We start from the raw sequence: 9,196 nt of genomic DNA on the forward strand, positions 1-9,196 counted from the left end.
AATAGTGATTATTTTTTTAATAAGTTTAGCTTTTCAATAAAGTTGGTATAATCTGAATATATTTTTTTAGAGCTTAGCTTCTCTTTATATAGATTAGCTGCATTTTTACCTATTGTTGTTCTAAAATCATCTACTAACGTCATATCAATTAATTTGTTTAACTTTGATATGCTTTTTGGGGGGTAATATAAACCAGCATTTTCTGACTCTAAAATTTTTTTAGCTTCGCCAAATAGTGTAAATAAGACTGGCTTTCCATGCAAAAGTCCCTCGAATAGTTTGTTTGGCATTGCGCAGTTGATAGCAGGAACTAAAAAAACATCACATTTCTTCATCCAATAGTGACTTTCTTTTCTATCAAGCCAGCCTAAAAATAATATGTTTTTACTTCCTTTTGAAAGTTTTATTAACTTTTCTTTTTTGGGCCCCTCTCCAGCTATAATAAAAAGACTTTTTTTATCACCAAGTTCATATCGTTTTCTCGCAACCTCAATAATAGTTTCTAAGTCGTAGGATGAACCCAATACCCCCAAATATAAATATACAATTTTATCTTTAATGAAGTCTAAAGTTTCTTTTATTTTTTTCTCTTTAGGATTAGGCTGAGATTCATCTGCCCCGAGATAGAATATGGCACAACTTTTGTTGTTATTGAATGTCTTTTTTTTGGCCCATTCTAGTAGATTAGGGCTCATAGAGACTAAAGAGTTTGAGTAATTAAAGGAGAACTCAGCTTTTTTCTTCATAAAATGAAAAATAAAATCTATCCAACATGAAAAAATCTTTGGAAAATAATCTTTAAACATATCAGGCCACATGTCACGAACATCGACGATGACAGGTACATCAAATTCTTTGCCATACTTTGTGCCTTCATAAGAGCTTTCTATGGAAGGGTGAGAAGCCACAATACGATCGGGCTTTGGCATTCTTCTCATAGCTTTATGAAGTTTTTTACCAAAGAGACGATGATGTAAAATGCGAGCAATTGAGAGGTTTTTCTTATAGGAACCGCAATCAAGAAGCTTTATAGTAAAATTTTCTTTAATTTTATAATCCAAATCGCCTTCACACACTTTTTTCTTAAGCATGTGATGAAAATTGCTGCTCCACCAAATCACCTCGTGTCCTCGGCGCGCGAGCTCTTCTCCAAGGCGCCAGGTTCGCATAGGCTTAGCACCTTCAGTAAGGGGAAGTTGCTCACCATCTTGAATCAGCCAAATTGTTAGTTTTTCATTTTTTTGTGGCACAGCAATACAAAACCTTATGAGTGGTATTTGGAGTTTCCATTGAATCTGGCTCAACATCAATGCGAGGGAATAAATAATCTTGTAGTTCATTTGGCATTTGAATCATTTTCCCAAAAACCAATCTTTTCAAAAGCCTTTTTCCTTTCATAGATTGGGGCATCATGCCAAGAGAAACAACGAGTTTTTTAATTGGCCGTAAGATTTTTTGTCTAAAGTTTGCTTTATGAAGAGGGTGGCTTGCAAAGCCTCTAACCAAAAATCCTTTTTTCTCAAAGAGGCCTCTTAGTTCAAAAAGATTATAATACTGATGAGCGTAAGGACTTGGATTAAAATCGTAGAGATCTTTGTTTGCCGTGCAAATAAGAACTTTTCCTTCTTTTTTAAGGACCCTCTGACATTCATCAATGAATGTATTGACATCCTTAAGGTAATAAATGGCTTCGAAGAGAATAATAATATCCTGAGAATGATCCGCCGCGGGTAATTTTTCGGCAGAAAAAACACTCAAATTAATCCTATTTTTATAATGGTTTTTAGCTTTTTGTAGGATTTCTGGATCAATGTCACCCGCAGTAACAGATTTTGCAACAGATTCAAGTAAGCCAAGACCTTGGCCAGCACCACAAGCAACCTCTACAATATCTTTGTTTTCACAAAAAGATTGAGCCCATTTATAACGTGTGTAAAAACGATTAAGCTGTTCTTCTGAGATCTCTTCACCAGAAAGCTCGGTGACTGAGGAGTAAGAAGTACTTGTCATCATGATCTATTTCTCACAATTTCAGTTGCCCCAGGAGGGGCGGTTGGCACAAGCTTTTCTTTCCTTAAAACGACTTGGTATAATTCTTGATCAGCGCAATTTCTTCTTAAATATTCATAAATTTTATTTAAAGACGATTGCCTGTTAAAAAAATTCAATACCGTTAGCCAAATAATATAAAAATCCAAAAAGACCGAGCGATGATTAATATAAAAAATTCCTAACCGACTTTTCCAGGGGCGAATGAGCTGATTATACGCCAGGTCGGGATCTTTTTCATCTGCTAAAATATTCCCCTCATCTGAGAAAACAATTGAAGAAAGATCTGTTATCCCTGGCTTAACAGTTAAAATTTCTTTTTCTTCTTTCGTGTATAAATCTGTTTCTCTTTTAACATTAGGACGCGGCCCTACTAAAGACATCGTTCCAATAAAAACATTAATCAACTGAGAAAGTTCATCAATTTTATATCGCCTGATAAAGTGTCCAATGGGGGTAATGCGAGTATCATTAGCTGATGTTGAGTCTACCCCTGTTTTGTCTGCCCCTTTACGCATGGATCGAAACTTGATCATTGGAAAAAGCTTGCCATTTAAACCAACGCGATTAGCGACATAAAAGGGCGAATGAAAATCGGTTAGATATATAACAATAGCTATTGTAAAAAGTAGGGGAGATAGAATAGTAAGCGCTAAAAAGGAAAAGATTCTATCAAACATATTTTTGATCATTGGGTATCCTTTATTATCGCATTTTTTATTTCTTCAACATCATGATAATACGCTTCTTCCAATGGCTTGCTTGAAGGGGCTGGGGCAAATGGAAGTGTGAACCGTTTTGGTATTGACTTCAAGGTATTAGGAGACAAGGTTTCGCAAACTTGCGCGATAATTTCGCCAGCCAATCCGCACGGCGACCAACCACCATCTAATACCATTAAATGCCCCGTTTTCTTAACAGACTCAAAAATAGCATCAAGTTTTAGGGGGTTTAGAATGCGAATATCAACAACCTCAGCAGATAAATTATTATGGGCTAGTTTTTTAGAGAGGTCTAAACATAATTTAGTTGTATACCCACTTCCCACCAATGTTATATCGGTTCCAGATTGAATTATTTTTGCAGCTTCTTTATGAAGAGGTTTTACAATTGCCGCTTGATAGTTTTCTTCTGTTTCATAGAGCCACCGATCATCAATATAAACCACAGGATCATCACTCAAAACACTTGAAATTAATAAGTCACGAGCATCGAGGGGGGTAGATGGCATAACGACACGCAAACCAGGAACATGGGCAAACCAAGAATGCAAAGCCTGCGAGTGCTGAGCTCCTTGCTCGCCCCCACGGTTGATGATTGTTCTAAAAGTCACATTGGGACGTCCCTGTCCTCCAAGCATAGAAGACCATTTAGCGGCTTGGTTGACTATGGCATCCATCCCATACAGAAGAAAATCCATCCGAGGATGAACAATGATGGGGCGCTCTCCATAAAGGCTCGCGCCCACCCCCATTCCATTACAAGCACTTTCTGAAACAGGTGTATCAATCACCCGCGCTTTCCCAAACTTTTTTTCAAGTCCCTTCATCGTGCTACCGACATACCAGGGGCTCCAAACGCCTTGCCCCATCACAAAAACCTCTGGATATTTTTCTAATAGATATTCAAACCCTTCAAGGATGCCCTGAGCGTACGTTATTTTTTTAACCATAATGCCCAGCCTCTGTATAAGTATACGCCTCTATTTCAGAGATACTTGGATAAGGATCACTTTCAGCTTTTTTTGAATCTTGAAGAAGAGATTGGTAAATAGATCTCCCCAATTCTTCGATTTGATTTTTTGTAAGAAAATTATTTTCTATTAACGCAGTTTTTAAACGAGTAATAGGATCAATTTTTTTCCATTTTTCAATGTCTTCTGGTTTTCGAAGGACGCCTACGTCAATATTAGCATCTGGCCCCACATGTCCCAAGTGACGATAGGTAATGCATTCGATAAATCCAGGTTTTTTTTCAGTGCGGATTTGTTTGATCATTTCTTGCGCTGTTTGGGCAACTTCACAAACATCGTTGCCATCGACAACTGCTGATAGCATCTTATTAGCCTCCGCAAAGCGGGAGGTCCTATTAGATGGTTGACGCAAGTGTAAATCAAGATGACTTGAGAAAAGGTTGTTTTCAACTACAAATAAGACAGGAATGTCCATCACAACAGCTGCATTCAAAGACTCGTGAACAACGCCTTCTTCACACGCTCCATCCCCAAAATAGGCAATACCAATCGCATCACTGCCAGACATTTTTGCAGCAAGGCCAGCTCCCACAGCTAAAGGAACTGTCCCAGATACAATGGGCACAGACCCTGCAAAGCCATTTTCAATGGAAGTGATATGCATGGATCCGCCCATACCACCCGAAGCTCCTGTCTTTTTACCCAAGACCTCAGCGAAGAGTTTATAGGGGGATCCTCCAAGTGCTAGATAGTGACCATGCGATCGATGTGCGCCAAACACGCGATCATTTGAGGTGAGAGAATAAGAAATACCGACAGGTGGTGCTTCTTGACCAATACAAAAATGACAGGGGCATCCAACTTTTTTTTCTTGAACAAGTTTAGTAATCATTTCTTCAGAAAAGCGAATGGTTAGGAGTTTCTTGAGAAACCCTATGAGATGCTCTTTTGAAAACCCATCAATATCTATTTGTTTCTTTTCAAAGATAGATAGGATTTTTTCTTGAAGCTCGTTATGAAATAGCATTTTTAATTATAAAAACTTTTGATGGAGTCTATCACATGATTGACATCATCATCTGTTAAAAGTGTGCTCATTGGAATCATAAAACATTTTTCGAAAAATGCATTTGTTTTGGGGTAATCAGCATCAAATCCAAGCGCTTTATGTTGGTGGATAGCCTTCCCACTCCATTGAATTAGTGTGCCAACTCCTTTCTCTTTTAAGTGGTTGGTGAGAGCCTCACGTGAGTAAGATTGTAGCTCATAATTTTGATAGATATCAAAATGAACATTTGCTTCAGGCGCTGGAGGTAAAATCAAATCATCTAAAGTTTTAAAAGCCTCATTATAACGTGAAGCAATTTCTCTTCTACGATTGATTTCCTCTTCATACCCCTGAAGACGAACATTCAAAAAAGACGCTTGTAAATTGTCAAGTCGTGAGTTAGTGCCCCAAATTTCAATTTCTCCAGTCTCAGGACTTCGGCCATGATCACGAAGTATGAGAACTTTTTTGGCTAAGTCATCATCATTGCTTACTAAAAGCCCCCCATCGCCAAAACAGCCGAGAGTTTTGGCGGGATAAAGACTAAATGCTCCAAAGGCACCAAATGTTCCAGCAGGGGTGTCTTTGTATTTTGCTCCCAATGCTTGCGCGGCATCTTCAACCACCATGAGTCCGTGCTCTTTAGCGATAGACATAATAGAATCCATATCACAACACCGCCCATTTACCTGTACCGGCATAATGGCTTTGGTTTTTGAAGTGATTTTTCTTTTAACATCTTCTGGACATAACATCCCATCATCTGCCATGTCCGCTAAGACTGGCGTTGCACCTCTAAGTGCAATGGAAGCTGGAGAAGCAATAAATGTATGAGAAGGAACAATAACTTCATCTCCCTCTTTGAGGCCTAGTGCCATCAATCCGAGAAGCAGCGCATTGGTCCCGTCTGCAACGCCAATGGCATGTTTCACGCCTAAGAATTTTTTAATGTTTTCTTCAAATGCTTTCAGATCTTTCTGGAGAATGTAAGCACCCCGGGACGTTACATCGTCAAAGGCTCTTTGATACTGCTCCTTATGAAGCTCAATCAAACGCGGATAATTAAAAAAAGGAACATTCATGAAAAATCCAAAACATGTTTATGTTTAGCTAATTATCATTTTCAATAAAAAAAGTAAATTCATTCTCTTTAAGGTCAACCATGCATAAGTATTGATTAACAAATTTTGCCTGCAGTTACTTTTAACAAATAGTACGACAGATCAAAAAGAATCAGGGTTCCTGTAAAAAAGGGGGGAAAATTTGAAATCTAAGTCCCATTTCTCTGCTCTTCTTAAGAGAGAGGCACTTGAAAGTAGGACAAAAAATAAAAGCTTAAAAAATAAACTGCTCTTTTTTTAAGCATTCTAAAACAGCCCCATTAAATCCCTGCATTTTTTGAATGTTATACACAGACCTATCCCGTGATTTTGTGGATGAAATTCAAATATTTTTTCAAAGTCTCTTAAACACGGGGTTTTAGAGATGTGGTACCTACAGGAGAAAAGTTTATCGCTCTTTTATAAAAATGATCTCTTTATCTTGGTAATTAAAAAAAAGTAACATTATTCCACATTTTTATAAGTTCTAAGATTAAGAACATCTTTGCCAATTCTCTAGCTGAGTTTATGAAAAATGAAACGCCTTAAAATTGCGCCTTATGACCCCAGTTGGCCCGATCTGTTTCAAGAGGAATCAGAAAAGATAAAAGCTGTTTTAAAAGATAGGCTCTTAGAGATTCATCACATCGGCTCAACAGCGGTTACTGGTCTGGCAGCTAAACCCATTATTGATATGATTGTTGTAGTGCCCTCTTTTTCAGAATTAAGCGAACAATTAGTGAAAATTGGCTATTGCTATAAGGGAGAATATAATCTGCCGATACGACAGCTGTATGAGAAAGAAGCGTCTCCTAAAATATATGTTCATGCTCACCTAGAAGGGAGCGCAGAAATTGAGTTGAATCTTGTCTTCCGAGAGGCCTTACGTGCAAGTAAACTTCTTTGTGAGGAATATGCCCGATTAAAGCTTAAAGCCGCCCAAAATCCGACAGCTGGGCAAAAAAGAACTCAAACGGGGATATCTCTTTATAATCTGCAGAAAAATGGATTTATCACACAGGTGTTAACGGATTCTGGTTTTAACGGGCTATGTATGCGTCTTTGCACCCAAACAGAAGAATGGGACGCGTATCATCGATTACGCAAAGATCTTTTGTTTGAGCCAGCTGGAATCGTTTATGATGAAAATCATCCCTCTCTTACAGATCCAGCTTTAAAACATTTGGTGTTTATAAAAGGCACGCAAATTATAGCGGCGGGAAGCCTGGAGTGGAGGAATGATAAAATCATCATCGTGAGGTCTCTAGCCGTGGATAGAAGATTCCAACGTCAAGGAATGGGCAGTCTTTTCTTAGAACGCCTTGAAAAATGGGCTGTGTTTCAGGGCGCGCAGCAAGCATATGTAAATGCGAATAGACAGGCCGTTCCTTTTTACCAAAAACATGGGTACGAAAAACACTCTTTTGACGATGACTCCCTCATGCTCAACATCCTTCAGATGGGGAAAAAACTCAAACTTTCGAGGAGCGAAAAATTAATATGAGAGAACAAACTTGCCAACTTCTTGCAGCCTATACGTCTTCTTACCCTGAAGAACTCGTTTACAAAGAAAAAATGCTTCAATTTCTTGATACGTGCCCGGACTGTTTTTTGCGAAGTTGTCGGGCGGGGCATTTCACAGCTTCTGCGTTTCTCCTAAACCCAGAAAAAACCCACGTACTTCTCTTGCTTCATGCCAAGCTCGATAAATGGATGCAGCTCGGGGGCCATTGTGATGGGGACCCAGATGCACTTGGGGTTGCAATAAAAGAAGCGCAAGAGGAATCTGGTATTCAAAAAATTCGGGCCATCCGTCCTACTGTTTTTGACATCGGTATTCATCTTATCCCTCCTTATAAAGAGGAAGAGGCACATTACCATTTTGATATTAGATTTCTATTACACGCTTATGAAACAGATCAAGTCATCCAAAATCATGAATCTAAAGCTCTTCAATGGCTTAAGATAACAGGTGAAAATTTACCTAAAAATCGTGCTTCTGTGGATCGCATGTTTGAAAAAATCAAAAAAGAACAGTGAGAAAGGCCCATGAAAATTAGCTATGACCGGATATTGACCCATGAATAAAATTTAGATTTACAGCAAGATGCTTTACACAACTTTTGTTGCGAAAATATTTTTGCGGGTCTAGCTTAGTTTGAACGCTATGTCATTGTGAAACACTCCAAGGCTGGCGTGCTCACTGCTTGGGTTAGTGCAATTTTTTTTATAAAGAATTCCTAGATACTTAATTAGCTGGCGTTTTTTCTTATTAAGTTAGATAATTCTATTTAACTTTTGCAAGTGGCTTTATGATAATGTGGAATGAACTTTTGACTGGGCTGGGGACAGCTCTTTCTGTTGTCGCACTTCTTTATTACCTTTGGGCAACAATCCAGAAAAAGATTTTTCTGCATGCGTTTTCGTGGCTGATTTGGGGAACCACTGTTATGGTCTCATACCTGGCTCAGCTCACGGAAAATACAGGAATTGGATCTCTTGTTACCCTTGCCGTTTCGATTCAATGCTTTTTAATAGGCATTTTTTCCTTTTTTTATAGCAAATCAAACACTTTTAGCCGAGGCGATTGGATTACTCTATTGGCAAGCATCATTGCGATCATCTTCTGGATTTTTACTTCAAATCCTTTATATGCCGTCATTATTATCACGATTGCAGATACTTTTGGGTATTACCCTACCTTACGTAAGAGCTTCCTCTTCCCAAAGGAGGATATGCCTGGGATTTTTTTAATAGGTTCGATAAAGTTTGGACTTTCCATATTCACGTTTAATGAGCATACTTTAGTCAATACGCTCTTTCCTGCAGCAGCTACAATCGTAGATGCAAGTGTATTTTTTATGATTGTTATTCGTCGCTATCAACTCCAAAAAAAGATGTAATTGGCAGCTTTCTTACTTGCTGATCCTTGCCTGCAACCAAGGATCCTTGGCGGACTATAAGAATGTTTCAAGAAGACTGCTTTGGATTTAAAGGGGGCTGAGTTCCAAGAATTATCAGGCCATCCCTGGCGCGGCCTCTGCCATAACCACCCGGGATTTAATCGGCCTGGTTCAAAAGAACATCTATCTTGAAGAAAAAAGGGACTCTGAAACACACCCGCTATTGGTTGAATTTAAAAGGCTCTTTAGGCAACCAGTTGTCAGGCGACCCTAAACCATGATAAATAAACAAAAAAACATTTTGTACTGATGACCTCTCTTTCTTCTAACTACACACTTTCAGTAATTGGCCTGGGCTATGTGGGGCTGCCGGTGGCGGTTTCTTTTGGCAAGGCTGGATATA

General features: G+C 38.7%; 9 protein-coding genes. 3 read left to right on the forward strand and 6 right to left on the reverse strand.

Annotation, left to right across the window (positions count from 1 at the left end):
- Positions 1–8: 8 nt before the first annotated feature.
- From C0582_05925 to C0582_05950, 6 genes are read right to left on the reverse strand one after another with little or no spacing between them, the layout of a single operon-like run.
- Positions 9–1,340: a hypothetical protein gene (locus C0582_05925; GenBank protein PLX29415.1), complete on the reverse strand. Its 1,332-nt coding sequence runs from the start codon at positions 1,338–1,340 to the stop codon at positions 9–11.
- Positions 1,234–2,013, reverse strand: a complete 780-nt coding sequence (locus C0582_05930) for a hypothetical protein (protein PLX29416.1) — start codon at positions 2,011–2,013, stop codon at positions 1,234–1,236. The genes C0582_05925 and C0582_05930 overlap by 107 nt, the downstream gene beginning before the upstream one ends.
- Positions 2,010–2,738, reverse strand: a complete 729-nt coding sequence (locus tag C0582_05935) for a sugar transferase (protein ID PLX29426.1) — start codon at positions 2,736–2,738, stop codon at positions 2,010–2,012. The genes C0582_05930 and C0582_05935 overlap by 4 nt, the downstream gene beginning before the upstream one ends.
- Positions 2,738–3,721 carry an alpha-ketoacid dehydrogenase subunit beta gene (locus tag C0582_05940; protein PLX29417.1) on the reverse strand — a complete coding sequence of 328 codons (984 nt, stop codon included), beginning with the start codon at positions 3,719–3,721 and terminating at the stop codon, positions 2,738–2,740. The genes C0582_05935 and C0582_05940 overlap by 1 nt, the downstream gene beginning before the upstream one ends.
- Positions 3,714–4,769 carry a dehydrogenase gene (locus C0582_05945; GenBank protein ID PLX29418.1) on the reverse strand — a complete coding sequence of 352 codons (1,056 nt, stop codon included), beginning with the start codon at positions 4,767–4,769 and terminating at the stop codon, positions 3,714–3,716. Before C0582_05945 ends, C0582_05940 begins: the two co-directional genes overlap by 8 nt.
- A gap of 2 nt (positions 4,770–4,771) precedes the next feature.
- Entirely contained in the window at positions 4,772–5,872 is a 1,101-nt protein-coding gene (locus C0582_05950; protein PLX29419.1) for a DegT/DnrJ/EryC1/StrS family aminotransferase, read from the reverse strand.
- 553 nt (positions 5,873–6,425) lie between these two features.
- On the opposite strand from C0582_05950, the gene C0582_05955 reads away from it, so the two are divergent.
- The 3 genes from C0582_05955 to C0582_05965 all read left to right on the forward strand — a co-directional run bounded on the left by C0582_05955 (position 6,426) and on the right by C0582_05965 (position 8,793).
- Positions 6,426–7,394 carry a hypothetical protein gene (locus C0582_05955; GenBank protein PLX29420.1) on the forward strand — a complete coding sequence of 323 codons (969 nt, stop codon included), beginning with the start codon at positions 6,426–6,428 and terminating at the stop codon, positions 7,392–7,394.
- Positions 7,391–7,930: a nucleoside triphosphate hydrolase gene (locus C0582_05960; GenBank protein PLX29421.1), complete on the forward strand. Its 540-nt coding sequence runs from the start codon at positions 7,391–7,393 to the stop codon at positions 7,928–7,930. The genes C0582_05955 and C0582_05960 overlap by 4 nt, the downstream gene beginning before the upstream one ends.
- 272 nt (positions 7,931–8,202) lie before the next feature.
- On the forward strand, positions 8,203–8,793 hold the full coding sequence (locus C0582_05965) for a hypothetical protein (protein PLX29422.1): 591 nt from the start codon (positions 8,203–8,205) through the stop codon (positions 8,791–8,793).
- The last annotated feature ends 403 nt before the right edge of the window (positions 8,794–9,196 follow it).

Source organism: Alphaproteobacteria bacterium, from assembly GCA_002869105.1.
Classification (GTDB): Bacteria; Pseudomonadota; Alphaproteobacteria; order UBA7879; family UBA7879; genus UBA7879.

Coding starts and splice junctions, on each gene's coding strand:
- C0582_05925 (PLX29415.1), bottom strand. CDS start 1,340: ATGAACTACAAGATTATTTATTCCCTCGCATTGATGTTGAGCCAGATT.
- C0582_05960 (PLX29421.1), top strand. CDS start 7,391: ATGAGAGAACAAACTTGCCAACTTCTTGCAGCCTATACGTCTTCTTAC.
- C0582_05945 (PLX29418.1), bottom strand. CDS start 4,769: ATGCTATTTCATAACGAGCTTCAAGAAAAAATCCTATCTATCTTTGAA.
- C0582_05950 (PLX29419.1), bottom strand. CDS start 5,872: ATGAATGTTCCTTTTTTTAATTATCCGCGTTTGATTGAGCTTCATAAG.
- C0582_05940 (PLX29417.1), bottom strand. CDS start 3,721: ATGGTTAAAAAAATAACGTACGCTCAGGGCATCCTTGAAGGGTTTGAA.
- C0582_05965 (PLX29422.1), top strand. CDS start 8,203: ATGATAATGTGGAATGAACTTTTGACTGGGCTGGGGACAGCTCTTTCT.
- C0582_05955 (PLX29420.1), top strand. CDS start 6,426: ATGAAACGCCTTAAAATTGCGCCTTATGACCCCAGTTGGCCCGATCTG.
- C0582_05930 (PLX29416.1), bottom strand. CDS start 2,013: ATGATGACAAGTACTTCTTACTCCTCAGTCACCGAGCTTTCTGGTGAA.